Here is a 26,682-nt window from a genome sequence, read left to right on the forward strand (position 1 = left end):
AATATGTTAAAAGATCTTAATACAGAACAACTCCAAGCCGTCAAACACGAAACAGGTCCACTACTTATCGTTGCCGGCGCTGGCACAGGAAAAACAACAGCCATTACTAAAAAATTGGCTTATTTAATTTTGGAAAAAAAAGTAAAGCCAGAAAATATTTTAGCGTTAACTTTTACTGAAAAAGCAGCTGCTGAAATGGAGGAGCGAGTAGACAAATTAATGCCTTATGGTTATACAGATTTATGGATTGAAACCTTTCATGGTTTTTGTGATCGAATTTTAAAAGATAACGCCTTAGATGTTGGCTTAGACCCAAATTACAAATTATTAACTTCTGCAGAACAATGGATGTTCATCAAATCCAAAATTTTTGATTTTGATTTGAAATATTATAGACCATTAGGCAATCCTAATTCATTTATTTCAGAATTAATCAAACATTTTTCTCGCGCTAAAGATGAAAATATCTTGCCAGAAGATTATTTGAAATTCGTCAAAAAACTATCCGCCTCCGCTCCTGCGGGAGCTTCGGCGGACAAAGAAACCATAGACAAAATGTCAGAAGTTGCCAAATCTTACAAAAAATATCAAGAATTAATGGTCGCCGAAAGTCAGATGGATTTTGGTGATTTAATTATTGAAACATTAAAATTATTTAAAAAAAGAAAAAATATTCTAAAAAAATATCAAAAACAATTCCAATATATTCTAGTTGATGAATTTCAAGATACTAATTTTGCCCAATATCAATTATTGCAACTTTTAGCACCGCCACAAAATAATTTAACTGTTGTCGGCGATGATGACCAATGCCTGCCTCCTGATTCCAAAATTGAAACAAAAACTGGAATAAAGAAAATAAATAAAATAAAAAAAGGAGAATTAGTTTTATCAGCAGTGGGCAAGGGACATACCTCTTATTATCAAGTTAATAAAGTTATCAAAAATAAAAAAAATGCTCGTTTCCTAAATATTTCAACAAAAAATGGAAATAAAATTACAATTACTGATAATCACAAAATGTTTTGCTTTGTACCTTTAAAATCAGATAAAAAATATTACTATGTTTATTTAATGGAAAAAAGAAATTTAGGATATAGGCTTGGCATAACTAACGATTTAGCGACGCGATTAAGATTAGAACGAGGGGCTGATCGAATTATTGGTATTAAGTCCTTTAAATCAGAAATTGAAGCAAGATATTATGAAACATTGCTTTCATTAAAATATCAAATTCCTTTAACCTGTTTTTGTTTCCGTCCTGGAGTTTTTATGAATAAGGAACTGTTAGAAAAACTTTACCAAGAATTTGATACTTATAAAAATGCGGAAAGATTAGCCAAAGATTTAAAAATTGATTTATCAGCTCATCATTTTGCGTTAGATGCAGTTAATCGCGGTAGCAGTTTAAGAATAAAAATCATAATTGAACAGTGTTACCGTAAACATGTTAGCAAAGTCAGAAGAGGCATCCTTTTTGGACCCAAAATCAGTCATTCTGTAATAGTAGAAACATCGGACAAGAAAACTATTGAAACACTAAAGAAAAATGGTTTTAATTTAAGAAAAGCAAGAAAAAATGGTTTTAGGTTTAAATATACAGATCAAGATTTTCAAAAAGTTGGACAAATCGCTTTAAAATTAGAAAAAATTACAGGCGGTATTTTAGAAACCAGATTTGAAGTTGGCGCATTAAATATTAAACACCGAAAAGCCTTGATGATGCCAGCCAAAAATTTGCTTGTTGGACATTTTTTACCTGTATTAAAAAAAGACAATAAAGAAATTATTTATGATGAAATAATTGATATCAAAGAAAAAAATAAGACTAGCAATGTCTATGATTTAGAAATCGAAAAAACACATAATTTCATTGCTGATAATATTGTTGTGCATAATTCTATCTATAAATTTCGCGGCGCTTCTGTTAGCAATATTTTGCAATTCCAAAAAGATTTTCCCAAAAGCAAAAAAATAGTTTTGACAGAAAATTATCGATCAGTTCAGCCAATTCTCGATTTAGCATATAATTCAATTCAATTAAATAATCCAGATCGGTTAGAAGCAAAATATAAAATCAATAAAAAATTAAAATCACAAATTAAATCTAAAAGCGATTTAGCAATCAATCATATCCATAAGGCAACATATGAGCAAGAAGCAGTTGATGTCATCAAAAATATTATTAATCTAAAACAAAAAGATAAATCAACTTGGTCAGATTTTGCAATTCTAGTGCGCGCAAATTCTTCTGCTGAAATATTCATCAATCTTTTATCTTCAAAAAAAATTCCATATCAATTCATTGCATCTCGCGGACTTTATTCTCGCCCAGAAATTATGGATTTAATTTCGTATTTGCGTGTTGTTGCAAATTTTTATGATAATATTAATTTTTATCGCGTTTTAAGTTTGCCAATTTTTAAATTAAATTCAGAAGATATAATTAGACTTGTTGCCTATAGCCGTCGTAAAAATTTAAGCATTTTTGATTTAGCTTGCACACCAAGTCGAATTGTCGGACTGAATAAAGATAGTGTTGAAAAATTTAAAGTTGTTGTTGAACTAGTTAAAAAACATGCAAAACTTAGTTTGGAAAAAAATGCCGCTGAAGTTTTGTTAGACTTTTTAAAAACATCCGGTTATTTAAAATATTTGCAAACCAATAAAGATTTAGAAGCAGAAAAAAAGATTTTGAATATCTCATTATTTTTCAAAAGAATCCAAGAATTGCAGGAAAATAAAAAATTAACTGTTCCAGAATTTATTGATCAATTAGATTTGATGATTGAAGCAGGCGAGGATCCATCGCCAATCCAATTAGATGAAGGCCCAGATTCAATCAAAATTTTGACTATCCATTCTTCAAAAGGATTAGAATTTGATAATGTTTTTGTCGTCAATATGGTTGAAGGAAAATTTCCATCTCGAAACAGAAAAGATTTAATTGAATTGCCAGAAAAATTAATTAAAGAGCAATTGCCAGATTCAAATTCCAATATTCAAGAAGAAAGAAGACTATTTTATGTAGCAATGACTCGTGCAAAGAAAAGGTTATTTTTTACATCTGCCAATGATTATGGCGGAAAAAGAAAAAAGAAAATTTCTAGATTTTTAGTTGAAATTAAAAAACATTTTGATAAAAATTCCGCGTTTTCTGCGTTAGATTCTGCGTGTTTCCGCGATAACAATATTTTAACGCAGAATAACGCTGAACCTAACGCAGAAAACGCGAAAAAGAAAATAAGATATTCTTTACCAAGTAAATTTTCATACACTCAGCTTAAAGCATTTGAAACTTGTCCGCATCAATACCGTTTCCGCCATATTATTGGTTTGCCAAGTTCAGGCGCTTCTTCTCAAAGTTATGGAAAAACAATGCATGCAGTTTTGCAAAACTTTTTCGCTGATTTGCAAAAAGGAAAAAGTCCGACAGAAAAAGATTTATTAAGTTATTATGACAGTTTTTGGATCGATGATTTTTATCAAGACAAAAAGCACGAACAAAAAAGATTTGAAGAAGGCAAGAAAGCTTTGCAAGAATTTTACAAAATAAATAATAAAAATTTAAAAGCGCCGTTATTTTTAGAAAAAGGCTTTAACCTAAGAATTAAAGACACATGTCTAAAAGGCCAGATTGATCGCATTGATAAATTAGATGATGGCACAGTTGAGATCGTTGATTATAAAACAGGCAAATTGCCAAAGAATGAAAAGGAAGTAGAGAAAAATGAGCAATTATTGATTTATTCTTATGCCTGCCAAAAAGTATTAAATTTAAAACCATCAAAACTAAGCCTTTATTTTATTGACCAAAACAAAAAATATTCTGCTAAACAAAATTCAATTAAAGAAGAAAAGATAATTCAAAAAGTCCAAGAACTAATTGCTAAAATTAAAGAATCAGAATTTATTGCCAAGCCAGGCTTTGCATGCAAATTTTGTGACTATAAGGATATCTGTGAACATGCTAAACATTGATTTTCGTCAGTAGACAATTCCAATTTTTTTCGTTATAATAGCAATAGATATTCGGATATTATGATATTCGGAAATTGTTTTGATATCGACAATATCCGCAATATCTCAATTTCCGAATATCTTAAATATTAAATAATGACACTTCGTTCTTATCTCCTCGGCATGTTTCTATCCACAATCGTCTGCTGGCTTGCTTTCGGTCTGATTTTGTATTATGTTAATCCATTCAATACTGGAGCATTAGGATTGATTGCTTTTTATATCAGCTTGTTTTTTGCAAGTATTGGAACTTTAACTATTGCAGGTTTTTATTTGCGTGTCTGGTTTTCCAAAAACGAAATTTTATTCGCTCATGTCAATCCATCTTTTCGTCAAGCAATTTTATTGTCAATCATTTTAGTCGGCTCATTAGTTTTGCAAGCGTTTAGATTATTAACTTGGTGGGATGGTGCATTATTTGTTTTAAGTATTGTGCTAATAGAATTTTATTTTATATCGCGCAATACTGCTTAAGTTTATTTTTAAAAATATGGACAATGAATATGGTCAATCTATAGAGGAAACAGTATTGGAAAAAGAAAAACCAACTGAAAAAGAATGGGAAGATTATAAAACAGAAATTGAAAATTTTAGAGGACAGATTTATCAAAAAGCTGAAGAAGTTTTAGGAAATGACGATGGTGGTGATTGGGTTTTTCGCAAAGTGCAGGATTTTACATATGATGTTTCAGCAAATATCCCAAACTATCGTTTCTTTATTGCTTTTCATGGGTTGATTGGTAGTGGCGTCAGTATTGAAAAAGTTCCGTTTTTAGATTTGCCATCGCCATACAATGTTAAAGATTTTTGCAACAAACTTTTACTTGAGCTTGATGACAAAGAAAGTTGCCAAAAATATTTGCGTGAAAGAAAAGAAAAATAAAGAATTATATATATTAGCATTAAGTTAAAATTCATTAATTAGTAATACATAAAAATTATGTCATTTGACGAAAAAGGACCTAGCGCACAAGAAGTAGAACCAAAGAAAAAATTTATGGTTAGAGCTGAAATGGAGGCTTGGGGAAAAGATGGTTCCGCAATTGACGATTTATGGCGAGAAGTTAATATAGAGGTTGAAGCAGAAGATGACGATGATATTGATGACGAAATCGTAGACAAGCTTTTTGACATGGATTTTGGAAACGCAAAACCGACAGGACGTTTTGAAAAAACTGAAATTTAATTAAAACTTATTTGTGAAAATATATGAACATAACAGAATTAAAACAGCAAGCCTTAACTGAAATCCAAAACGCAAATTCAACACAACTGGTTGAGCAAATTAGAATTAAATTTTTAGGCCGAAAATCTGGTTTGCTTACAAAAATAATTCAAACCTTGCCAACATTAAATGTTGATCAAAGAAAAAAACTTGGTTCGCAAAGCAATCAAGTTAAGCATGAAATAAATCAGGCTTTGAATAATAAAATTATTGCTTTGAAATCAAAAAGCCATCAAACTGGCGAATTTTTTGACACAACCTTGCCAGGCATCAGACCAGAGATCGGACATTTGCATCCTATTACATTAGTTTCGCGCGAAGTTGAAGAAATTTTTAAATCAATGGGCTTCGAAGTCCATGAAGGTGCTGAACTAGTTACTGATTATTATAATTTTGAATCATTAAATATTCCCAAAGATCATCCAGCACGAGATTCACAAGATACTTTTTTTGTCAATTTTAAACCTGAAGAAAAATATGTCATGCGTACCCAAACATCTGCAATGCAAGTGAAGATTATGGAAAATAGAAAACCTCCTCTCAAAATAGTAGTCCCAGGACGCTGTTTTCGAAATGAATCAACTGATGCATCTCATGAACATACTTTTTATCAATGCGAAGGTTTTATCGTTTCTGAAAAAATTTCTGTCGCTAATTTAATTTGTACTCTAAAAGAATTTCTAAAAGCCTATTTCAAAAAAAATGATGTTAAAGTAAGACTCCGTCCAGGATATTTTCCTTTTGTTGAACCAGGCTTTGAGCTTGATTTTCAATGTGCAATTTGTGGTGGTAAAGGCTGTCCTGTCTGCAAACAAACTGGCTGGGTAGAATTAATTCCTTGTGGCATGATTCATCAGAAAGTTTTTCAATTTGCAGGTTATCCAAAAAACAAATATACAGGTTTTGCTTTTTGTATAGGTTTAACAAGATTAGCGATGATGAAATATGGAATTAATGATATCAGATTATTTATGGCTGGTGATTTAAGATTTATAAATCAATTTTAAAATGCAAAAATATAATGGGAAAATTTTTACAGGAATTGGTGATTTTTCAAAAAAAATGTCTGGCATACCAGGATTAATGCAGGCGTATGAAAAAAAATTAGGAATTAAACTCTATCCTGGTACCTTGAACGTTAAAATTGAAAAGCCTTTTTCCTTCCCCAAAAAAAGAATGAGGTTGGAAAAAGAAGAATATAAAGGTAAAGTATCAATAAATATTTTACCTTGCAAAATAAATGGCGTAAAAGCCTTTATTTTAAGAACTGATAAAAACGAAGAAGAAAAAGGAATTTATCCTAAAACAGTTTTAGAAATTGCTAGTGGTTTTCGATTACGGGATAAATTAAATATTAAAGATGGCGATGAAGTAATAATAGAAATATAATTTTATAACGATTATGAAAATATCTGTTAATTGGCTAAAAGACTATGTTAAGATTTCTGATCCACAAAAAACTGGAGATGATTTAACTATGTCCATTGCTGAAGTAGAAGAAATCGAAGATCTTTCTCAAAAATTTTATGGCATAATCATTGGCGAAGTTATTGAAAAAAAGAAGCATCCAAATGCAGATCGTTTGAATTTAGCAAAAGTAAATATAGGCAAAGAAATTTTAGACATTGTTTGTGGCGCTCCAAATTTGGAAGAAGGCCAAAAAGTTCCAGTTGCTGTCATTGGCACAAAATTACAAAATGGCATGGTTATCAAACCAGTTGCCATCAGAGGCCAAAAATCTTTTGGCATGATTTGCTCTGAAGAAGAATTGGGCTTAGCCAAAAAATCAGAAGGCATTTTAGCTTTGGACAAAGGCGCAAAAGTCGGTGAGGAATTCAGCAAATACCAGAATTTAGACGATATTATTTTTAATATTGATAACAAATCATTAACTCATCGATCTGACTTATTTTGCCATATTGGTATTGCCAGAGAAATTGCAGCAGCAGAATCGAAAAAATTATCTTTGCCAAAATTACCAAAAATAAAAAAAGTTAACAAAAAAATTGCAGTTGAAATCAAAGACAAAAATCTTTGTTTTCGCTACATGGCAATTAAATTAGACGATATTAAAATAGGGGAATCGCCATTGTGGATGCAATCAAGACTAACTTCAGCAGGCATGCGACCAATTAACAATATTGTTGATATTACTAATTATGTCATGTTGGAATTCGGCCAGCCATTACATGCTTTTGATGCTGATAAAATTGGCGATAAAATTGTAGTTCGCAAAGCCAAGAAAGGCGAGAGCTTAAAAACAATTGATGCCAAAGTTAGACAGTTAGATTCTGAAATGTTAATTATCGCAGATTCCAAAAAACCAATTGCAGTTGCTGGTGTAATGGGAGGATTTGATTCTGAAGTTTCCAAAAATACTAAATCAATAATTTTAGAATCAGCTAATTTTTATGCTTATTCAATAAGACAAACAGCCAGAAAATTAGGTTTGCATTCTGAAGCTGCAACAAGATTTGAAAAAAATATTGCCCCAGAATTAGCTTCTTATGCAATGCTTCGAGCTGTCCAATTATTCCAAGAAATTTGTAAAGCTAAAATCGCAAGTTCAGTCAGCGATGTTTATTCCTCAAAACACAAAGCAATCAAAATTAAATTGGATCCAGAAAAAGCAGATGAATTTTTAGGCGAGAAGATTCCTTTATCAAAAATCAAATCAATTTTAAAATCATTGGAATTCAAAATTACTGGCACAAAGAATTTAATTGTTGAAGTGCCATATTTCAGAATGGATATTCATAATCAAGAAGATCTATTTGAAGAAATCGCCAGAATTTATGGTTATGACAATATCAAGCCTCAAGCTTTAATCCAAATATTAGAACCAGTTGCCAATTTAGCAGATTTGAAATTAGGAAATAATGCCCGAGATATTTTAGCTGGTTTTGGTTTTTCTGAAACTTACAATTATTCTTTTGTCTCGCAGAATTTATTGCAAAAATCAGGATTTAATTTTACGCAAAATATAAAAGTCTTGAATCCGCAATCAAAAGATCTGCAATATTTGCGTACTTCGCTTTTACCAGGTTTATTAGAAAATGTTCGCTTAAATTCCAAAAGATTTGAAAGCATTAAAATTTTTGAAATCGGCCATGTTTATCAAGATATCGAAAAAAAATATTTATCTGGAATAATTAGCGGTAAAAAAGAAAAAATATTTTATAATCTAAAAGGTGTTTTAGAAGGCTTGTTAATAAAATTAAATATTACTTGCCAATTTGCCCAATTAGAAGAAACACCAAAATATTTAATTAACGGCAAATCAATCGAAATAAAGCAAGGACAAAAAATAATTGGCAAAATGGGATTAATTAATCAAAACAATCTTGATCAAATGGGAATCAAAAAAATAAAAGTTGCTTTCTTTGAATTAGATATTAATGAATTAGTTGATGCATCAAAAAAAGACAAGAAATTTCAGGCTATTCCAAAATTTCCAGAAGTTACGTTAGATCTTGCATTTATCTTAGATAAAACAATTCCTGCAGCAACAATTGAAAGAGAAATTTTAAAAGCTGGTCATCCATTATTGATAAAAGCAAAATTATTCGATGTCTATACTGGCAAGCCATTACAGTCAAATGAAAGAAATTTAGCCTATCATCTAATTTATCAAGATCCAAACAAAACTTTGCAGGATCAAGAAGTCAAAATAATTCAACAAAAAATTATCAATCAGCTTAGCCAGAAATTCCAAGCCAAGGTCAGAAAACAATAAAACCCGCCTTCGCTCCTCGTCATTTGGAGCTACGGCGGGCAGGCAAAAAAAACAAGACCTAAAAAGTCTTGTTTTGTATTAGAAAAAGTATTCGCTGTATTCGAAAATTTATTAGAGTGAGACCAAAAAAAAGACCGACGTAAATCGGTCAAAAAAGGTGCAACTTATTCTGTCACTGCAATTGATGGAATTTCATCAGATCCGCGATCTGAAGTCATCTGGAAAAAGATCATCATTGCGAGCGATTGCTTGTCAGAGGTCAGGCTGTGGTAGAATTCACGCCAAGCCTTGCCTTGCTGTGAAGCATTTCGCATCTCAATGATTTCTTCAATCTGTGTTTGCAATTCTTGCTTTCCGGAAAGCATCTGATTGATGAACGTATCACGACGCTCTTCAATCAAATCTTCGACTACAGAAGCAAGATAATCAAAATCCACAACATTCGAATCAACATGAAGACAAAAATCTCGATCGTCAGTATAGACCTCGAGCTCAATCTCGGGATAATGAGCTCTGATCCTAGCGACGATTTCTGCAGTATCCAAAAGGTCAACGCTCTGGAAGCCGGTGTTATAGATCACGAGCTGATTACGCTCTTTGTGACCAGTAACAACGAAATCCACGCGCTTTTTTCCAATTGGATACAAATCATTTGGTTCAATGTAAGGAGGCTTGCTGAAAAAGAATCTTGCAGTCTGTCCATTTACTCTGGACTGACTGAAATCTCCAACAAAATAGCTGATGCCATAACGGTTTACATAGCGACCCTTCTGCGATTCATTCAAGTTATAGCCAAACATTTCTCGAACTGAAAAGAAAGCTTCGATGCAGTAAAAAGCAGCTTGAACAGATTCTGCATAGAAGGCATGATCTCTTGAGCCGCCTGGTGTTACGCGATAATTCATCCCTCGCATCAGGTTAGTGATGCCATAGAGATTATTCATCTCGTAATGAGGCCTGCCATCAAAAGGTCTGCCGTTGTCTTTTGCATCAATGAAATCAGTCATGATTTGGATATGCTCGAAATTCGGAAGCTTAGTCAAGCGATCATTGTGAGCTCTGAATACCAGTCCAGTTGCAGACCAAGGCTGGTAGTAGAAAACTCTTCTGCCCTTCTGAAATTCTTCAGTACTGTAAGGGATATATTCATCTCCAATGCCCTTGCAGATAACAAGAGTCTGATCATCATATTCAGGGAAATGTCCATCATCATCTACGAATTCAACAAATACTTTGTCACGATCGAAAGAGAAAAGTTTGAAACTTTCGATCATTTTGTTCTTTACTGCAGACAGTCGCTTTGTTCTCAATGAGTTATCATTCAAAACAAAAACAACTCTCTTTGCATCTTCATTTGTTACTGTCTTAAGATTGGCATGATGATCATAATGAAACACTCTTTGTCCAGCCTTGAACTTTTCAGCAGTCCATGGGTCGAACTTGCATCCTGTATCAAGGTTAATGATCATTACGCGCGATCTTTTGACCGTGTTTCGAGCTACTGAAATTTCTGACTTTCCATCTGATTCTTCTTCATCATCAACATATGAAAGAAAACGTCCGAGTCCTGCATGGAAAAATCCATATTCAGTGTATGTCTCTCCGTTTTTCACAAACAACAAAATAATTCTAGCATCCATATTCGACAAACCAAAAGCTCGGCAAAACATGTCAAATGCACCTGCAACATCTCGATCTGGTGAGACATGTCCAACGAGAAGAATGAAATCCAAATGCAAATAATAAAACAAGTCTTTCAGTGCCATCTCGTCCTCCTTTGGATTCAAAAATTGAGGGTACGGTCCTGTCCCTTCGAACGTATTATATTAGCATATCTTTTTTATTTTGTCAATGAAATGCTGATGATTTGTCTCAAATAAGCCAAAATGAGAATTTAATATTAATAATATTTATGCACAATTTGAGAGACCATTCTTGCAGAATTTATATATATTTGCTATACTTAAATTGTTTAGAAAACACATATTTTTTGTATTAAATTTATGGCTATAAAGAAAGACACCAAAAAAAACGCTCCTAAAAATCCATCAGAAAGCTATGGAGCTTCTTCAATTACAGTTTTAAAAGGCCTTGATCCTGTCCGCAAACGTCCAGGTATGTATATTGGCGGTACTGGCATTGAAGGCCTTCATCATTTAATTTGGGAAGTTGTAGATAACTCAATTGATGAAGCTATGGCTGGATATTGTAAAAATATTAAAGTTACTTTATTCGAAGGTAACAAAGTTACAGTTTATGATGATGGCCGTGGTATTCCAGTCGAAATTCACAAAGCTACCAAGAAATCAACACTTGAAACTGTCTTGACTGTTTTGCACGCTGGTGGAAAATTCGGTGGTGGCGGTTATAAAGTTTCTGGTGGCTTGCATGGTGTTGGTGTTTCTGTTGTTAATGCATTATCACAATATTTGAAAGCTGAAGTTACAAGAGATGGTTATCTTTGGGAGCAAGAATATAAACGAGGCAAGGCACAAGGAAAAATTAAAAAAGTAAAAAAAGCTTCTGGCACTGGCACAGCAATTACTTTTGATCCAGATCCAGAAATTTTTCCAAAGATAGAATTTGATTGGAAAACAATTGTTACTCATTTGCGCCAACAAGCTTATTTAACAAAAGGCGTCAAAATTTCCATCACTGATGAAAGAAAAGGACATGAATTAGCGCCAAATATTCCACGCGCTCTGACTTTTTATTTTGAAGGTGGAATTTTATCATATGTAAAATTTTTAAATCGCACTGAAAAAGTAGTTCATCCAAATCCTTTTTATATTGAAAAAGCAAAAGGCGATTGTTTGGTAGAAGTAGCGTTGCAATATACTGAAGAGATCAAAGGTATTGAAATGACTTTCGCCAATAATATTTATACTCCAGAAGGTGGTACTCATCTGATGGGTTTCAGAACTGCTCTAACTCGTGTTATTAATGATTATGCTCGAAAAAATGGTTACCTCAAAGAAAAAGAAGACAATTTAACTGGTGATGATGTTCGTGAAGGACAGACAGCAGTTGTTTCTCTAAAACTTCCAGAGCCTCAATTTGAAGGCCAAACAAAAGCAAAATTAGGCAATTCCGAAATTAGGCCAATTGTTAGTTCAATTGTTTATGAATATTTCTCTCAATTCTTAGAAGAGCATCCGCAAGATGCGCGAGCTATTATGGCAAAAACTTTGCTAGCTTGCAAAGCCAGACTCGCTGCTAAAGCTGCCAAAGAAACAGTAATTAGAAAAGGCATTATGGAAGGTCTGACTTTGCCAGGAAAATTAGCCGATTGTTCATCAAGAAAACCAGAAGAATCTGAATTATACATTGTTGAGGGCGACTCCGCTGGTGGTTCTGCCAAACAAGGTCGTGATCGAAATTTCCAAGCCATTCTTCCTCTTCGCGGTAAAATTTTAAATGTCGAAAGAGCAAGAATTGACAAAATGCTAGGTTCAAAAGAAATCAAAGCTTTGATTATTGCTATGGGTATGGGAGTTGGTGAAGAAAAAGAAATTGAAAAAATGCGTTATCACAGAATAATTATCATGACTGATGCTGATGTTGATGGCGCTCACATCAGAACTTTGCTATTAACTTTTTTCTATCGCTATTATGCAGAAATAATCGAAAAAGGCTATCTTTATATTGCTCAACCGCCATTATATCGAGTTGAAAAGAATAAAAAAGTCGATTATGCCTATACTGATCAAGATAAAGAAAGAATCTTAAAAGAAATTGAAAAAACATCTGTTGCCAAAAAAACTAAAAAAAGCAAAATAGAAAAAGCTGGATTTACTGTTAAAGAATTGGAAACAGGTGAAGAAAATGGTGAAGAAAAAGTCGCTGGCGTTAATATTCAGCGTTACAAAGGTTTGGGTGAAATGAATCCTGAACAATTATGGGAAACAACAATGGATCCAAAAAATCGCGTTATGCTTCAAGTTAAAGTAGAGGACGCAGCAAAAGCTGATGAAACTTTTGATATTTTGATGGGCAATGAAGTTGAGCCTCGCAAACGTTTTATTCAAACTCATGCTGCCAAAGTTAAAAATTTGGATATCTAAATTTAGGTACTTAGTTTCTCAGGCACTTAGGGATTTTAAAACAATAAAAAAAGAGAGACAATTCTCTCTCTACCAATATAGTACAATTATCAAAGTATCAGAATCACCAAAGGTTTCAGGAATATCAAGCACTCCAGTGATCAGAAGATAGCATTTTTCTTCTTGAAAACCATCAATGTCATGCCAACAACAAACTCTGTTCGAAAAGCTCTCATCAGAAAAACAACCAATTGCGCATTCAGAATCATCTTCTAGATTTCCAGACCAAGCCTGCATTTCAAAAACGGGAAATTGTCCACAAGCACTTTCCATTTCATCTTCATCTTTATCAAACATTGCTTCAGAATTGTTAACAAAAGAACAAACCATCAAAATGCACATCACTGAAATCACCAAGAGCCCTGTTTTCCTCATTTTTTCCTCCTCCTCAAGGTGCTACAGAAAAAATATCATTGTTTTTGATTTTTGTCAATATCATCCCAAAAAATAAAAAACTCTTGACAATCTAATTATTTATTAATATAATGGAACTAATAAATAGTGGTTCCAGCCGCTGTTTTTTTAAACATAAATTACTGATTGGAAATCTTTCTGCGTTTTCCGCGTTGGATTCCGCATTTTCCGCGTTAAAAACTTTATCGCAGAAAAACGCAGAATTGAACGCAGAAAACGCGGAATAAGAACAATCAAAAAAAATATTATGAAGATCAAAGAAATTTTTCCAAAAGTTATCAATTATTTTAAGGAATCCAGAGAAGAATTAAAAAAAGTTGTATGGCCAACTAGACAAGAATTATTTCGCCATACTTTAATCGTTATCGGCGTTTCACTTGTAACAGCTGCATTTTTGGGAGTTTTCGATTACGGATTTTCTAAATTATTGCAATTATTTATTTAATTTCTAGTTACTTATTACTAGTTACTAATTACTATATTTTTTATGCCAAAGCAAATAGGCCCAAAGGAAAGACAATGGTATGTTTTGCACACTTATTCTGGTTATGAAGAAAATGTCTCAGAAAATTTAAAACAGAGAATTGAGTCCATGAATATGCAGGACAAGATTTTTAATGTTTTAGTTCCAAAAGAAAAAAAGATCAAAATTAAGAATGGTAAAAGAAAAACAGTTGAAGAAAAAGTTTATCCTGGCTATGTTTTAGTTGAAATGATTGTAACTGATGAGTCATGGTATGTTGTAAGAAATACTCCGAATGTAACAGGCTTCATTGGTTCTGGCACAATTCCACTTCCTATTTCTGAAAAAGAATATGAATCATTGAAAAAGAGAATGGGAGTTGAAGAGCCAAAATTCAAGATTGATGTTGCAATTGGCGAGACTGTTAAAATCACTGATGGCCCATTCAAAGATTTTGATGGCAAAGTCAACAAAATTGATGAAGAAAAAGGAACAGTCAAAGTCCTTGTTAATATGTTTGGCAGAGAAACTCCAGTTGAATTAGACTTTTTGCAGATAAAGAAAATATAAACAAAAAAGAATCTGGAATCTAGAATCTCGAATCTAGAATAGAATTTAGAATGTGAAATATTCTAAATTCTACATTCTTTATTCATTCTAGATTCTAAATTCAAGATTCCAGATTCTCGTATTAAAATAATAAAATGTTAATTATCCAAGCTCTATATTTTATTCTGCCAGCCGGAATAGCCAACATGGCTCCAGTTTTCGCGAAGAAGATTAATTTTTTAAATATACCTGTTGATTTCGGTCAAAGTTTTCGCGGTCAAAGAATTTTTGGTGATCACAAAACTTGGCGAGGATATTTTGCTGCAATTCTAGTTGGTGTTATCATCGCCGGTATCCAAGCATATCTATATTTCAATTTCGAATTCTTTCAATCCTTGACAATCTTCCCATTTCGGGCGTATAATTTTATACTATTCGGTTTTTTATCAGCTTTAGGTGCAATGGTTGGGGATACAGTTAAAAGTTTTTTCAAACGTCAAGCACATGTACAGCCTGGACAAAAATTTGTTCCTTGGGATCAAATTGATTTCATCCTCGGCGCATTAATCTTTATCTCATTCTATTTTCGACCAAATTGGTTAGTCTATGTCATTTTATTAATCCTAGTTCCATTCTTCCATATCTTAATTAATAGAATTGGATTCTGGTTAGGAATACATAAGACGAAGTGGTAAATGTAATACGAATTTACGAAATTAATTTGCGACCTTAGAAGCAAATTAATGCTAATATAGCGAAAATACGAATCGACGTATTCGCATATTCGCAGATTGGCATAAATTCGTAGATTCGTATTATATATAAATTATTAACTAAGTATTAAACAATATTTATGGCAAAAATCAAGACAGTGATCAAACTTCAAATTCCAGCTGCAAAAGCAAATCCAGCTCCTCCAATTGGTCCAGCATTAGGCCAACATGGTTTGAATATTCAGGAATTTTGTACAAAATTTAATGCTGCAACAAAAGACAAAGCTGGAGATATTATTCCAGTAGAAATTACTGTTTACGAAGATCGAACTTACGATTTTATTTTAAAAACTCCTCCAGCAGCTGAATTATTAAAAAAAGCTGCAAAAATTAAAAAAGGTTCAGGAACTCCAAATAAACAAAAAGTTGGAGTAGTCACAAAAGCTCAATTGCAAGAAATTGCAAAAGTAAAAATGCCTGACCTAAATACTGATAATGTTGAACAAGCAATGAAAATCATTGAAGGTACAGCAAAAAATATGGGACTTACCATTAAAGGTTAGTTTTTCTTTCTGCGTTTTTCTGCGTAAGTTTTTGCGTGATTCTGCGTTCAAGATTTTAACGCAGAGATACGCAGAATTTGACGCAGAAGACGCAGAATTAATATAAACGTCAATCAAAAATAAAATGTTTATCAAAGAAATAAAAAAGTATTCTGATAATATTTTACCGCTTAAGTTTTATAAATTCTTAGAGCGAATAGGGTTGTCTCCAAACAAGCTTACCCTTATCGCTCTTTTTTTTAAGATTTTAGTACTATATTTTTTTTATAATGGACAAATCGTTTTAGGCGGAATTTTCATCGTCTGTGATTATCTTTTTGATTATATGGATGGCACAATGGCAAGACGTTTAGACAAAGTTACGCCATTTGGTACTTTTTATGATACTGTTTTAGATAGATTTTTTCGAACTGCAGGCTGGCCATTATCTTTGGCATTTGGTAATATAATTACCTTCAAAATTGCTGCATTAGTAGTTGCCTTCAATTTACTCTTGATTTTTTCATCTAGCGTGGTAGAATCATATAAGTTGCGTCATTTCCCATACATGCTAAATGTATTTTACTTAATTCCTTATGGCGCATTGTTAAATCAAGTTGAGTTATTTGCTACATTAGAAGCTATTGTTGCCTTTATCTTACTTATTTTTAACACTATTACAATAATCGTTTTAAATTTTAATTATAATAGTGGAAGCTTGAAAAAGCGTTAAAACCACACACTTTAAGTTAATTAATTAATCTTTATTTATAAAATTAATTAAGAAATCTTAAAGCAAATCACAATGGCAAAAGAAAAAGAAATCAAAGAGAAAAAAGTTAAAGAAGTTGAGGATAAGAAAGAAGCTAAGGAAGAAAAAACTGCAACCACAAAAGCACCAAAAGAAGAAGAAAAGACACCAAAGAAAGTAAAGAAAGTTGTTAAAAAACAACCTCGCAAAAGAAGCAAGAGGTATTTAGCTTTGAAAAAAGAAGTTAAAAATCAACGCTATTCTGTAGAAGAAGCAATTGAATTAGCTAAAAAAACTTCAACAACAAAATTTGATGGTTCAATCGAAGTTCATGTTAGATTAGGAATTGATATCGGAAAATCTGATCAAATGGTCAGAGGATCAGTAAAATTTCCAAATCCAACAGGCAGAAAAATCAGAATTGCAGCATTTGTTGAAGAACAAAATCAAAAAGCAGCTAAAGAAGCTGGTGCAGAAGTAGTTGGTGGCGAAGAATTAATTAAACAAATTAAAGAAACAAAGAAATGCGATTTTGATGTTGCAGTAGCTGAACCAAAGATGATGCCAAAATTAGGCCAAATTGCTAAAATTTTGGGTCCAAAAGGTTTAATGCCAACACCAAAAAATCAAACTGTTTCTATAACTCCAGATAAAACAATTAAAGAATTAATGGGCGGAAAAACAGCTTTCAAAAATGATGCAAATGGCATTATTCATATTATGATTGGCAAGGCTTCATTTGATTCCAAAAAATTAGTTGATAACTTGAATATCTTTATTGAAGAATTAAAAAAATTAAAACCAGAAAAAGTTAAAGGTGATTTTATAAAAAGACTTACAGTTTGTTCCACAATGGGACCTGGTGTAAAAGTCAGAGTTTAATAAAATTAAATCAAAATTTAGTATAAATAAAAAAAGGCTAGCAATAGCCTTTTTGGTTAAAGTGCGTTTTTAATGTAAGTCAGCAAGAAATTCTTGAATCGGTTCAAACATAATTTTCAAGCCCTTGAATTCTTCCAAAAATGGTTGAATCTTTTTATATTCTGTCCATAGCGGTTTATAGAATAAAACATTTCCAGCATCAATCTCTCTTAAACAATAATACAATCTTACAAAAAGTTCACTTGCTCTAAACAGTCGACTTTCGATAGAAGATCCTTTTTGAATATCATATAGACTTAGCAGTTTTCCTTGAAAATCGATCGGCAAGAATACAACCATTTCTTGGAACTTAACTTTTTCAAGTCTTTCATCTTCTTCTGTCTTATAAGGCTCTTGAATATCTCCAAAATCATCTGCAGCTTCTCCAAAATCATGGATAGTTGCTAAGTCTGAAAGTATTTCGCCATCAAATTCAATTTCTGAATCATATTTCCTTACCATCATTTTTACAAGTTGGACAATGACCAAAAGCTTGAGTGTATGTTGAGCAACATTCTCTGGAAATAGACGAGGATCCTTCTTCCATCTTTGTTCGTCTTGTAAGCCTTGCGCGATTTTCACTAAGCCTTCTTCGATCCGGTGCGGCATCTTCCTTTCCTCCTTTTCCCTCTTGTTTTTTTCTTAATTTTTTTTTAAAATATAAAGAACACCTAAATTCCTTTTTCATCAAAATAAATGAACAATCATTTCAAATTAACATTTTTTCGAAAACATATCAACAATATTTTTAAATATTTTTCACTTTTAGTTTTTCATTTTTAATTTTAAAATATGCCAAGTAAAAACAGTTGTCAAATCTATGCGTTAGAAGGATTATCGCCAGAAGTACGAGCCGTCACTTTTGCCAAGTGCTCGCGTTCAGACAAATCTTTTAGAGAAATTGCTGCCGGTTTAACTGCCGAAAATTCTTCAAAGTTTCATGAAAAATGGGTTGTTGGTTATGGCCATTCTTCAGTAGCTGAACACGCGCCAATTTCAATTGCCATGGAAAATATTTCTCTTTTAGCAGTTGAAGCAATTGAATCAAATAGACTAGCATCATATACTGAAAAATCTTCTCGTTACCAAATTTACGACGAAGATAGAGTTTATTATCCATCTGAATTTAAAGCTGATAAAACAGTTGATAAATTATTTAGAGATACAATAAAATTGCAATTTGCTTTGTACAAAAAAAGTGCAAAGCCAGTCCAAGAAATTATCTTTAAAGAAAATCCAAAAGAAAAAGACGAAGACCAAAAAGGTTACGAAGCTAGAGTTCGTTCCAAATGGATTGATATGTGCCGTTATCTTTTGCCAAATGCTTGTTTTGCAAATTTAGGCATGACTGCAAATGCAAGAACTTTTGAAAATGCTTTAATGAAATGGTTTTCGAATCCTCTGTCAGAAGTTCAAGATATTGCCAAGCAAGTCAAAAAAGAAGCCTTGAGAATTACTCCAACATTAGTTAAATATGCTGATCCAAATCAATATTTAATTGATTCCTATAAAATTTTACCTAAAAAAGTAAAAACAATTTTAGGTGCTGAAAAAAAATATTTAGGCAAAGAAACTTTAGTTGAATTAGTTGATTTTGATAAAGATGTCGAGAATAAAGTTTTAGCTGCAGTTATTTATCAATTCTCAAATATTCCATACAAAAAAGCTTATCAAAAAGCAAGAAGTTTAAAGAGAGCAGACAAAGAAAAATTGCTTGATAATATTTTAAAAAGAATCGGCAGGCATGACAAGCCATTACGAGCAGTTGAACTACCATATTTCACTTTTGATTGTCTAATCGATCAAGGCGCTTACTTTGATTTAAAGAGAAATAGAATTATGACTCAGCTTCCTCAATCTGTCACAACAAAACATGGCTATTTTATTCCAAGAGCAATGATTTTAGCAGGTCTTGAAAAAGAGTACAAAGAAGTCATGGAGAAAACAGACAAAGCCTTTAAAACAATTTCGAAAAAATTTCCAAATGAAGCAGGCTATATTGCAACCAAATCTTTTGCCCGCAGATTTTTAATGAAAATGAATTTGCGTGAATTATATTATTTTTGCTATTATCGCGGCGCAAATCCAGGTGGTCATGTTTCTTACCGTTTTGTTGGCACAAAAATGTATGAAATAACAAACAAAAAATTTCCGACATTAATGAAATATTTGCCATTTATTTTTGATATGAATAGCAAAGAATTAAATAAATATTTTGAATATATTGATTAAAAATTATGAACAAAAATAGCTTCATTACTAATCCGTACAAAGGTCTATTTATCGCTTTTGAAGGATTGGACGGTTCTGGCCTTTCGACCCAAGCCGATTTATTGAATAAATATTTAAACAAACAAGGCTATAAAAGTTTTGCGACAAAAGAGCCGACAAATAATATTATCGGCGGTTTGATTCGTGGTTTATTAACCCATATTTGGAAAGCGAGTAATGAATGTTCGCAACTTTTATTTACTGCAGATCGTGCTTTGCACTTAGAAAAAGAAATCATTCCAGCCTTAAAAAAGAAAAATATTATTATTACTGATCGCTATTTTTTTTCAACTGTTGCATTTGGTTCATTAAATATCAGAGATTTAGATTGGCTTGTTTCATTAAATCAGCATTTCATTTTGCCAGATATTATTTTCTTAATTAAAGTTCCGCCAAAAGAATGTGTCAAAAGAATTAAATCATCTAGATTCAGCAAGGAATTATTTGAGGAAGAAATTAAGCTAAAAAAAATCTGGCGAACATATAACAAATTAGCCAAGATATTTCCTAATATTTATGTTATTGATGGAAATAGAGACAAGAAAGAAGTTTTTAAGGATGTTTTTGATATAGTGGTTAAAAAGCTGAAAAAGAAGTAGTTCGTTATTTTTTGTTATGTTATAATTTATGTAGAATCATGAATTATGAATTATGAATCATGATTAGAATAATGAATTAAGAATCCTGAATTCATTATTCTTTATTCTAAATTCAAATCATAATTCATAATTCATAATTCTTGATTCATAATTCACATTCTAAAATGCCCAAACTTGAAACCATAATCGGCTTGGAAATCCACGTTCAGCTCAAAACAAAATCAAAAATGTTTTGTAGTTGTGATAATAATGCTGAAAACGCAAAACCAAATACCTTAGTTTGCCCAGTTTGTATGGCCCATCCTGGTACATTGCCAGTGATTAATCGCCAAGCAGTTGAATGGACAGTTATGACTGGTCTTGCTTTGAATTGTGAAATTCCAGAAAATTCAAAATTTGATCGTAAGAATTATTTTTATCCAGATCTTCCAAAGGGTTATCAAATTTCACAATATGACGAGCCATTATGCTTGGCCGGATATTTTGATATCTTAGTTAACGGTCAAAACAAAAGAATTAATTTAGAAAGAATACATTTAGAAGAAGACGCTGGAAAATTAACTCATTCCAAAAGCTTAGGTGCAAGTTTAGTTGACTACAATCGAGCTAGCACTCCATTAATGGAAATTGTAACTAAGCCAGATTTTAGAAGTCCATTAGAAGCAAAAATATTTTTGCAAGAACTTCGCAATTTAGTTCGCTATATTAATGTTTCCAATGCTGATATGGAAAAAGGTCATATGCGTTGTGATGCCAATATTTCTTTAAGACCAGAAGGAACAACAGAACTGTCAGCTAAAACAGAATTAAAAAATATGAATTCATTCAAGGCTGTAGAAAAAGCTTTGACATATGAAGTCAATCGCCAGACCAAGCTTTGGCAAGAAAATAATCCGCCAAAATTTTCCACAACTAGACTTTGGAATGACGATCAAGGAATAACATCAGAAATGAGAACTAAAGAAGCTTCGCATGATTATCGCTATTTTCCAGAGCCAGATTTACCACCATTGCAATTGGATAAAAAATGGATCGATGATTTGAAACAAAAGTTGCCAGAGCTTCCACAAGCAAAAAAAGTAAGATTTATCAATCAATTTGGCTTGTCAGAAAAAGAAGTTGATTTGTTAATTTCAAATCGTTTGATTTCGGAATATTTTGAAAATGTTTTGACAGAGGCTAGAGAATGGGTAGATGATTTGAAACAAAAAGATGACAATTCAGAAAAGACTTACAAAGAATTAGTTAAGCTGGTTTCAAATTGGCTGACTTCAAAATTGTTTGCATTATTAAATTCTGAAAAAATTTCTATTTCAAATTGCAAAATAACTCCAGAAAATTTCGCAGAATTATGTGCAATGATTTATACTAACAAAATTTCTTCTACTGCTGGCCAGCAAATTTTAAAAATAATGTTTGATAAAGGTTCAGATCCTTCCCAAGTTGCAAATGAGCAAAATCTTGGTCAAGTTTCAGATGAAAAAGAATTGGATATTATTTTAGACAAATTAATATCTGAAAATCCAAAGCCAGTTGCTGATTTTAAGGCAGGCAACAAAAATGCTTTGCAATTCTTTATCGGCTTAGCAATGAAAGAAACAAAAGGCAAGGCAAATCCAAAAATAGTCATGGATATGTTGAAGAAAAAGTTGTCTTGATATAATTTTAAGAATGTATTATCCTGTTAATAATGACAAACAGACGAATCCGTACAACTTATTTTTTTAAAGGGGTCATGTTTTAATTTTCTACTAAGTCCGCATAACAGCGGATTTTTTGATACACGCGCACCTTAGACAAACCGCCTACGCTCTGCGGAGCTTCCACCTTCGCTTACGCTTCGGTGGACAAGTCGGCGGTCGAGGGAGGAAAAGGGATGACAGTAGCTCTCGAGAGAGTTAGTCTCGATGGACATGAACAGCATGGACAGACAAATTGGTGGCAGAGCTATACAGTAACTTTCGATTTGCTTTGCAAAGAATTTGGTCAAGAAAATCTTCCTGCTGGTTTGCCTCCAAGAATTTTTGTTGTTGACAGTGAAGCTGGACGCAGATTTTTGACTGGCCGTCATCTTTGGGGTTGGCGCAAGATTAAGCTGATTAAGGAAGTTACTCGTTCTTTGGTTCAGCCATTGGTTGATATTTTCAAAGAATCAAATGGCGAAGTAACACAGTTTGTTCCATTGAGCGGCGCTGATCCAATGAAAATCGGAAAGGCTTTGCATCATGCTTTGATTTATCCATTCACTGTTGCGCCAATGGCAACAGCATATATTGAAGCAGATCGAAAAGAACAGAAAGATGGTAGCTTCAAAGCAAGGGTCAGAAAACCTTTGAAGAAATTCCCGAAACATCCAGTCGCAGTCATTGTTGACACATGTTGCGCCTCTGGTTCTACTCTTCAAGAAACTGTCCGAAGAATTATTGACTGGTACAAGACTGATAAGAAGCCATTGCGCAAGATTATTTTCTTTACTGCCTGCGGATCACTGGAAGCGCTTCAAGGAATCTGGGCATATTGTCAAAGAAGATGCATCGAATTCATTCCAGTTTTTTCTGTTGGTCTTCATCGAGTATTTGATGAACCTGGAGTTCTTGGCAAGAGATTTACTGATCTTTCGCCAATTTCGGAAACTGCAATAATGCCTGCCTCATTCATTCCATCAGCAAATGTTTATTTTCAAGAGAAACCAATGTGTGCTGTTGGCGATGTTGGGGACAGCTTGAGTATGAAATTCGAACTTTATCTTTTTGAAACACTTCGCGAGCTTGCAATCTTAAAAATGGACTTGAACCGTTCTCCTTGGTGTGAAATGAGAAGTCAAATCCCAACAACTGTTTACTTAAAATTGCAGTCTGAACATATTGGAGAATTTTTGTACTATCGTCATTGATCTTTGTTTGAAACACAAAACCGACTCTCGTCGGTTTTTTCTTTGTCCGCCGTAGCTTTAGCGGAGGCGGATTCTTTGTAACTATTCTACCTTGCCCATGGCAAGGGTCATGAGTTTATTCTACCTCTGCCATGGGCAGAGTAGAACTATTTCAAAAATTCTTTCACTAATTTATTCGCTTCACTATATTTTTCAATCCATTTTATTTTCTCATCTCTTTTAAACCAGCTTTCCTGTCGTCTCGCATATTGATGCGTATGGTATTTGATTTGTTGAATAATTTCTGTTAAGACTTTTTCATCTTTAATTTTATTCAATTTTCCTTTGAACTCACCATAGCCAATTCCAGTCATTGCTGGTAGTCTCCAGGAATATTTTTTATTCAATTTTTTAACTTCTCTAATCAAGCCATCATCAATCATTTGGTCAACTCTTTTATCAATTCTTTTATATAGTTTTTCGCGATCTACTTTTATTCCAATTTGTAAAAAATTATATTTTGGTTCTCCTTTTTTTTGAAAAGAAGAAAAAGGTTTGCCTGTCTTAATGCAAACTTCGAGAGCTCGAATAATTCTTCTTTTATTTTGTCTTTGCACAAAGCTAGCAGATTTTGGATCTAATTTTATTAATCTTGCCCATAATTTTTCGATATCAATTTTTTCAAATTTTTTACGCAATTTAAAATCTGGAGGTACTTCTGGGATTGACAAGTTGTCAACTATAGCTTGAATATATAATCCAGTTCCACCAACTATTATTGGCAACTTTTTTCGTCTCAAAATATCATTAATAATTTCCTCAGCTTGTTTTTTGAATTCTGCAACAGAAAAGTCTTGATCTGGCTTAATTATATCTATCATGTAATGAGCAATATTTTCACTATAAACAATCTTTTGTTTTCGATCGGCAATATTTTTGACTTTAGATTTTAGACTTTTAACCTTAGCAGTACCCACATCCATGCCAATATAAAACTGTCTTGAATCACAAGAAATTATTTCGCCATTATATTTTTTTGCAAATTTAATACCCATTCCGGATTTACCGGAAGCAGTCGGACCTAAGATAACGATAACTTTTGATAGTATTGACATAATAATTGTAAAATGGTAGTTTGTATAGAAAGAAAATGCCTTAAAGGAAGGAGGAGAAGGATGTCCATTTCCGAATTCATAATCCTGCTCATTATAGGTATTGTAGGTTGCTGTGTTATCTTTCTCGTAATGGTTGCAGTAATTATTGTACTTTTCGATCATGTTTTGCCCAAGTACGATAATTGGCGAGATAGAAGAGAAGCTCAAAGAAGAGCTCACAGAATTATTAGCTTAATAGGTATTTTTGTAAAGGAAGATGCTGAAGAAGATGTTTTACTAGCAAAACGCAAACGAGTATTGGAAAATAGTTCGAAATTAGCTGATGCGAAGCAAAAAAGTAATATGTTAAACTAAATAATTAAGAATTCGATTTCGTACATTTTTTACTAGACTTTTCTGTCTAGTTTTTTATTTCTCCTTCCAAAATCAAGTTAAATATTAACAAATTTATAATGACTTTTGGTAAGCTGTTTGACATAAATTATTTAACAGGATAATATTTAATATCGTACCCTTAGAAAAAGGAGGAGAAAAATGAATTCAATAATTTTTTCTAGTGTTGTTGTTATAATATTTATTACGATCATCTTGGTTTTGATTTTAGCATACAAAGGTAAAATCAATAAATTGAATCTTGATAATTATTATCTGTCTGAAATATGCAGACTCAATAGAACATTACTTGAAACAGCAAGACTTGAAACAAACAAAGAAGAAAAAACAAAGCAACAATTAGAAATAATTAAGAAATTTGCAAGCAAATTTGGAAGAGAAATTGCAAAAGCAGAATATTCTTATCGAAGACTTGAAGATTTGTTAACCTTTGCTTTAGAATTATGTGAAGAATTGCAAGAAATTGAAGAAAAGGAAAAAATAACAAATTTGATCCAATACTTACAAGACATCAGAGTTGCAGTAAAAACTAAAGAGAGAGAAGGACGTTTTTAACAAAGTTTTAATAGCACCCTCAACTAGCATTAAGCTAGTTTTTTATTTCTCCTTCCAAAATCCAAGCTAGAGATTTAGTAATCTTTGCTTTCACAATTTGTCCAATCAAATCTTTATCACTTTCAAATTTAACTAGCTTAAAAGTTTTTGTTCTGCCAAGATTTTTCTTTTCAACCAAAATATCAACAGTCTTTCCTAAATATTTTTTATTATTATTTAAAGCAGTTTTTCTCAAAATATCATTCAAATAATTTTCTCGTCTTTTCTTTTCAGTCATTAAAACATTATCTTTCATTTTAAAAGAAATTGTTCCAGGTCTTGGTGAATATTTAGCTAAAAAAGCCATGTCGTATTTTACTTCTTTAAACAATTTACAAGTATCTAAAAATTGTTTTTTAGTTTCGCCTGGAAAACCAACAATAATATCCGTTGACAAACAAACATCAGATAAATTCTTTTTTATCAATTTAACAAGCTTTAAATATTTTGCATGTGTATATTTTCTGTTCATCTTTTCCAAAATCAGATCATTTCCAGCTTGAGCAGGCAAGTGAATATAATGGCAGACTTTTTTGCAACTTTTTATTGTCTTAATTAACTTAAGACTCATATCTTTAGGATGTGATGTTACAAACCAAATCCAATAGTCATTTTCAATTAAATTCAACAATTTTAAAAGTGTTGCGAAATCACAATATTTTCCGAATTTAATTTTGGGATATTCGGATATTAAGATATTAGATATTGTACCTTTATAACTGTTTACGTTCTGTCCTAATAAAGTAATCGCGTTGTAGCCATGTTTTAATAAAAATTTAACTTCGTCTAGAATTTCATTGACTGGCCTAGATACTTCTCGTCCTCTTGAATATGGCACAACACAATATGAACAAAAATTATTACAGCCAGTCATAATCGGAACATAGGCATGAAATTTACTTGAATAATTAGGATTAATTTTGAAATAGTTAGTTTCTACTTTGCCCATGGCAAAGGTTCGTTTCTTACGCGACCCCTGCCACGGGCAGGGTAGAATGCTTGGCCATTTTTTCAAATCCTTAATATCCAAAACAAAATCAGCAAAATTTTCAAATCTCTTTTTTTCTTTAACAGCAGAACATCCAGTTATAATTGCAACTTGTTTATTCTTGCGAGCCAATTTCAAAGTTGAAATCGCTCTATTTTCCGCAGCCTGTCTAACTGAACATGAATTAACAATTACAAAATCAGCCAAATTTTCGCAATATACTTTCTTAAATTTTGCATTCAACAAAACAGACTCGATTCTTTCTGAATCAGAAATATTCATTTGACATCCAAATGTTTTAATAAAAAATTTATTTTTCATATCCAAATAATTTACCATGAATTTTAAGTCTTGACAAGATAAGTTAAATATAATAATCTAATTTATTGCTCTTTCCAACCCAGAGGAGGGAA

Annotated in this window: 25 protein-coding genes; 20 read left to right on the forward strand and 5 right to left on the reverse strand. The window is 32.3% G+C overall.

All coding sequences use genetic code 11. The features are described 5' to 3' along the window. Positions 1–3: 3 nt before the first annotated feature. The 7 genes from WC663_01480 (at position 4) to pheT (ending at position 8,981) form a co-directional block, all read left to right on the forward strand. On the forward strand, positions 4–3,981 hold the full coding sequence (locus tag WC663_01480; GenBank protein ID MFA6295999.1) for a UvrD-helicase domain-containing protein: 3,978 nt from the start codon (positions 4–6) through the stop codon (positions 3,979–3,981). A gap of 135 nt (positions 3,982–4,116) precedes the next feature. Then, entirely contained in the window at positions 4,117–4,494 is a 378-nt protein-coding gene (locus tag WC663_01485) for a hypothetical protein (protein ID MFA6296000.1), read from the forward strand. Between the two features lie 16 nt (positions 4,495–4,510). After that, a complete protein-coding gene (locus WC663_01490; protein MFA6296001.1) occupies positions 4,511–4,903 on the forward strand; it encodes a hypothetical protein in 393 nt (130 codons plus the stop codon). Positions 4,904–4,960: 57 nt separating this feature from the next. After that, a complete protein-coding gene (locus tag WC663_01495) occupies positions 4,961–5,206 on the forward strand; it encodes a hypothetical protein (GenBank protein MFA6296002.1) in 246 nt (81 codons plus the stop codon). Positions 5,207–5,229: 23 nt separating this feature from the next. Beyond that, positions 5,230–6,252, forward strand: coding sequence for a phenylalanine--tRNA ligase subunit alpha (gene pheS / locus WC663_01500; GenBank protein ID MFA6296003.1), 1,023 nt, complete (start codon positions 5,230–5,232; stop codon positions 6,250–6,252). A gap of 55 nt (positions 6,253–6,307) precedes the next feature. Next, a complete protein-coding gene (locus tag WC663_01505) occupies positions 6,308–6,634 on the forward strand; it encodes a DUF120 domain-containing protein (protein MFA6296004.1) in 327 nt (108 codons plus the stop codon). 13 nt (positions 6,635–6,647) lie between these two features. Next, the gene (gene pheT, locus WC663_01510; protein MFA6296005.1) at positions 6,648–8,981 is read left to right on the forward strand and encodes a phenylalanine--tRNA ligase subunit beta; all 2,334 of its coding nucleotides are present in this window, start codon (positions 6,648–6,650) and stop codon (positions 8,979–8,981) included. Between the two features lie 164 nt (positions 8,982–9,145). On the opposite strand, the gene WC663_01515 is transcribed toward pheT, so the two are convergent. After that, positions 9,146–10,747, reverse strand: coding sequence for a hypothetical protein (locus tag WC663_01515; protein ID MFA6296006.1), 1,602 nt, complete (start codon positions 10,745–10,747; stop codon positions 9,146–9,148). Positions 10,748–10,984: 237 nt separating this feature from the next. Between WC663_01515 and gyrB the strand changes: the two genes are divergently transcribed. After that, positions 10,985–13,045 (forward strand): DNA topoisomerase (ATP-hydrolyzing) subunit B, encoded by a 2,061-nt coding sequence (gene gyrB, locus WC663_01520; protein ID MFA6296007.1) that lies wholly within the window; start codon positions 10,985–10,987, stop codon positions 13,043–13,045. 69 nt (positions 13,046–13,114) lie between these two features. On the opposite strand, the gene WC663_01525 is transcribed toward gyrB, so the two are convergent. Further along, positions 13,115–13,459: a hypothetical protein gene (locus tag WC663_01525; GenBank protein ID MFA6296008.1), complete on the reverse strand. Its 345-nt coding sequence runs from the start codon at positions 13,457–13,459 to the stop codon at positions 13,115–13,117. 286 nt (positions 13,460–13,745) lie between these two features. Between WC663_01525 and secE the strand changes: the two genes are divergently transcribed. The 6 genes from secE (at position 13,746) to rplA (ending at position 17,398) form a co-directional block, all read left to right on the forward strand. Further along, complete coding sequence (gene secE / locus WC663_01530) at positions 13,746–13,943, forward strand: preprotein translocase subunit SecE (protein MFA6296009.1); 198 nt, start codon at positions 13,746–13,748, stop codon at positions 13,941–13,943. 42 nt (positions 13,944–13,985) lie between these two features. Continuing rightward, positions 13,986–14,531 carry a transcription termination/antitermination protein NusG gene (nusG, locus tag WC663_01535; protein MFA6296010.1) on the forward strand — a complete coding sequence of 182 codons (546 nt, stop codon included), beginning with the start codon at positions 13,986–13,988 and terminating at the stop codon, positions 14,529–14,531. A gap of 134 nt (positions 14,532–14,665) precedes the next feature. Then, positions 14,666–15,205: a CDP-archaeol synthase gene (locus WC663_01540; protein ID MFA6296011.1), complete on the forward strand. Its 540-nt coding sequence runs from the start codon at positions 14,666–14,668 to the stop codon at positions 15,203–15,205. A gap of 158 nt (positions 15,206–15,363) precedes the next feature. Further along, positions 15,364–15,786: a 50S ribosomal protein L11 gene (gene rplK, locus WC663_01545; GenBank protein ID MFA6296012.1), complete on the forward strand. Its 423-nt coding sequence runs from the start codon at positions 15,364–15,366 to the stop codon at positions 15,784–15,786. A gap of 124 nt (positions 15,787–15,910) precedes the next feature. Then, entirely contained in the window at positions 15,911–16,498 is a 588-nt protein-coding gene (locus WC663_01550; GenBank protein MFA6296013.1) for a CDP-alcohol phosphatidyltransferase family protein, read from the forward strand. Positions 16,499–16,570: 72 nt separating this feature from the next. After that, entirely contained in the window at positions 16,571–17,398 is an 828-nt protein-coding gene (rplA, locus tag WC663_01555) for a 50S ribosomal protein L1 (protein ID MFA6296014.1), read from the forward strand. 69 nt (positions 17,399–17,467) lie between these two features. Here rplA and WC663_01560 read toward each other — a convergent pair whose 3' ends face one another. Next, positions 17,468–18,046, reverse strand: coding sequence for a YfbR-like 5'-deoxynucleotidase (locus WC663_01560; GenBank protein ID MFA6296015.1), 579 nt, complete (start codon positions 18,044–18,046; stop codon positions 17,468–17,470). Positions 18,047–18,229: 183 nt separating this feature from the next. On the opposite strand from WC663_01560, the gene WC663_01565 reads away from it, so the two are divergent. The 4 genes from WC663_01565 to WC663_01580 all read left to right on the forward strand — a co-directional run bounded on the left by WC663_01565 (position 18,230) and on the right by WC663_01580 (position 23,200). Then, on the forward strand, positions 18,230–19,669 hold the full coding sequence (locus WC663_01565; GenBank protein MFA6296016.1) for an FAD-dependent thymidylate synthase: 1,440 nt from the start codon (positions 18,230–18,232) through the stop codon (positions 19,667–19,669). Positions 19,670–19,674: 5 nt separating this feature from the next. After that, on the forward strand, positions 19,675–20,307 hold the full coding sequence (tmk, locus tag WC663_01570; GenBank protein ID MFA6296017.1) for a dTMP kinase: 633 nt from the start codon (positions 19,675–19,677) through the stop codon (positions 20,305–20,307). A gap of 164 nt (positions 20,308–20,471) precedes the next feature. Further along, positions 20,472–21,965, forward strand: a complete 1,494-nt coding sequence (gene gatB, locus WC663_01575; GenBank protein ID MFA6296018.1) for an Asp-tRNA(Asn)/Glu-tRNA(Gln) amidotransferase subunit GatB — start codon at positions 20,472–20,474, stop codon at positions 21,963–21,965. Positions 21,966–22,183: 218 nt separating this feature from the next. Continuing rightward, the gene (locus WC663_01580; protein MFA6296019.1) at positions 22,184–23,200 is read left to right on the forward strand and encodes a hypothetical protein; all 1,017 of its coding nucleotides are present in this window, start codon (positions 22,184–22,186) and stop codon (positions 23,198–23,200) included. Positions 23,201–23,346: 146 nt separating this feature from the next. Here the strand turns inward: WC663_01580 and miaA are convergent, their stop codons facing one another. Beyond that, the gene (gene miaA / locus WC663_01585) at positions 23,347–24,456 is read right to left on the reverse strand and encodes a tRNA (adenosine(37)-N6)-dimethylallyltransferase MiaA (GenBank protein MFA6296020.1); all 1,110 of its coding nucleotides are present in this window, start codon (positions 24,454–24,456) and stop codon (positions 23,347–23,349) included. Positions 24,457–24,459: 3 nt separating this feature from the next. On the opposite strand from miaA, the gene WC663_01590 reads away from it, so the two are divergent. Beyond that, entirely contained in the window at positions 24,460–24,648 is a 189-nt protein-coding gene (locus tag WC663_01590; GenBank protein ID MFA6296021.1) for a hypothetical protein, read from the forward strand. Positions 24,649–24,828: 180 nt separating this feature from the next. Further along, complete coding sequence (locus tag WC663_01595; protein MFA6296022.1) at positions 24,829–25,242, forward strand: hypothetical protein; 414 nt, start codon at positions 24,829–24,831, stop codon at positions 25,240–25,242. Positions 25,243–25,276: 34 nt separating this feature from the next. On the opposite strand, the gene miaB is transcribed toward WC663_01595, so the two are convergent. Further along, entirely contained in the window at positions 25,277–26,608 is a 1,332-nt protein-coding gene (gene miaB / locus WC663_01600; protein MFA6296023.1) for a tRNA (N6-isopentenyl adenosine(37)-C2)-methylthiotransferase MiaB, read from the reverse strand. Positions 26,609–26,682: the final 74 nt, after the last annotated feature.

Source organism: Patescibacteria group bacterium, assembly GCA_041662665.1.
Lineage (GTDB): Bacteria > Patescibacteriota > JABMPQ01 > JABMPQ01 > JAQVVF01 > JAQVVF01.

Coding starts and splice junctions, on each gene's coding strand:
- tmk (MFA6296017.1), top strand. CDS start 19,675: ATGAACAAAAATAGCTTCATTACTAATCCGTACAAAGGTCTATTTATC.
- WC663_01490 (MFA6296001.1), top strand. CDS start 4,511: ATGGACAATGAATATGGTCAATCTATAGAGGAAACAGTATTGGAAAAA.
- WC663_01560 (MFA6296015.1), bottom strand. CDS start 18,046: ATGCCGCACCGGATCGAAGAAGGCTTAGTGAAAATCGCGCAAGGCTTA.
- gatB (MFA6296018.1), top strand. CDS start 20,472: ATGCCCAAACTTGAAACCATAATCGGCTTGGAAATCCACGTTCAGCTC.
- WC663_01540 (MFA6296011.1), top strand. CDS start 14,666: ATGTTAATTATCCAAGCTCTATATTTTATTCTGCCAGCCGGAATAGCC.
- pheT (MFA6296005.1), top strand. CDS start 6,648: ATGAAAATATCTGTTAATTGGCTAAAAGACTATGTTAAGATTTCTGAT.
- WC663_01550 (MFA6296013.1), top strand. CDS start 15,911: ATGTTTATCAAAGAAATAAAAAAGTATTCTGATAATATTTTACCGCTT.
- rplA (MFA6296014.1), top strand. CDS start 16,571: ATGGCAAAAGAAAAAGAAATCAAAGAGAAAAAAGTTAAAGAAGTTGAG.
- pheS (MFA6296003.1), top strand. CDS start 5,230: ATGAACATAACAGAATTAAAACAGCAAGCCTTAACTGAAATCCAAAAC.
- nusG (MFA6296010.1), top strand. CDS start 13,986: ATGCCAAAGCAAATAGGCCCAAAGGAAAGACAATGGTATGTTTTGCAC.
- WC663_01595 (MFA6296022.1), top strand. CDS start 24,829: ATGAATTCAATAATTTTTTCTAGTGTTGTTGTTATAATATTTATTACG.
- WC663_01495 (MFA6296002.1), top strand. CDS start 4,961: ATGTCATTTGACGAAAAAGGACCTAGCGCACAAGAAGTAGAACCAAAG.
- miaB (MFA6296023.1), bottom strand. CDS start 26,608: ATGGTAAATTATTTGGATATGAAAAATAAATTTTTTATTAAAACATTT.
- miaA (MFA6296020.1), bottom strand. CDS start 24,456: ATGATCGAAAAGTACAATAATTACTGCAACCATTACGAGAAAGATAAC.
- WC663_01480 (MFA6295999.1), top strand. CDS start 4: ATGTTAAAAGATCTTAATACAGAACAACTCCAAGCCGTCAAACACGAA.
- WC663_01565 (MFA6296016.1), top strand. CDS start 18,230: ATGCCAAGTAAAAACAGTTGTCAAATCTATGCGTTAGAAGGATTATCG.
- secE (MFA6296009.1), top strand. CDS start 13,746: ATGAAGATCAAAGAAATTTTTCCAAAAGTTATCAATTATTTTAAGGAA.
- WC663_01580 (MFA6296019.1), top strand. CDS start 22,184: ATGACAGTAGCTCTCGAGAGAGTTAGTCTCGATGGACATGAACAGCAT.
- WC663_01485 (MFA6296000.1), top strand. CDS start 4,117: ATGACACTTCGTTCTTATCTCCTCGGCATGTTTCTATCCACAATCGTC.
- WC663_01505 (MFA6296004.1), top strand. CDS start 6,308: ATGTCTGGCATACCAGGATTAATGCAGGCGTATGAAAAAAAATTAGGA.
- gyrB (MFA6296007.1), top strand. CDS start 10,985: ATGGCTATAAAGAAAGACACCAAAAAAAACGCTCCTAAAAATCCATCA.
- rplK (MFA6296012.1), top strand. CDS start 15,364: ATGGCAAAAATCAAGACAGTGATCAAACTTCAAATTCCAGCTGCAAAA.
- WC663_01525 (MFA6296008.1), bottom strand. CDS start 13,459: ATGAGGAAAACAGGGCTCTTGGTGATTTCAGTGATGTGCATTTTGATG.
- WC663_01515 (MFA6296006.1), bottom strand. CDS start 10,747: ATGGCACTGAAAGACTTGTTTTATTATTTGCATTTGGATTTCATTCTT.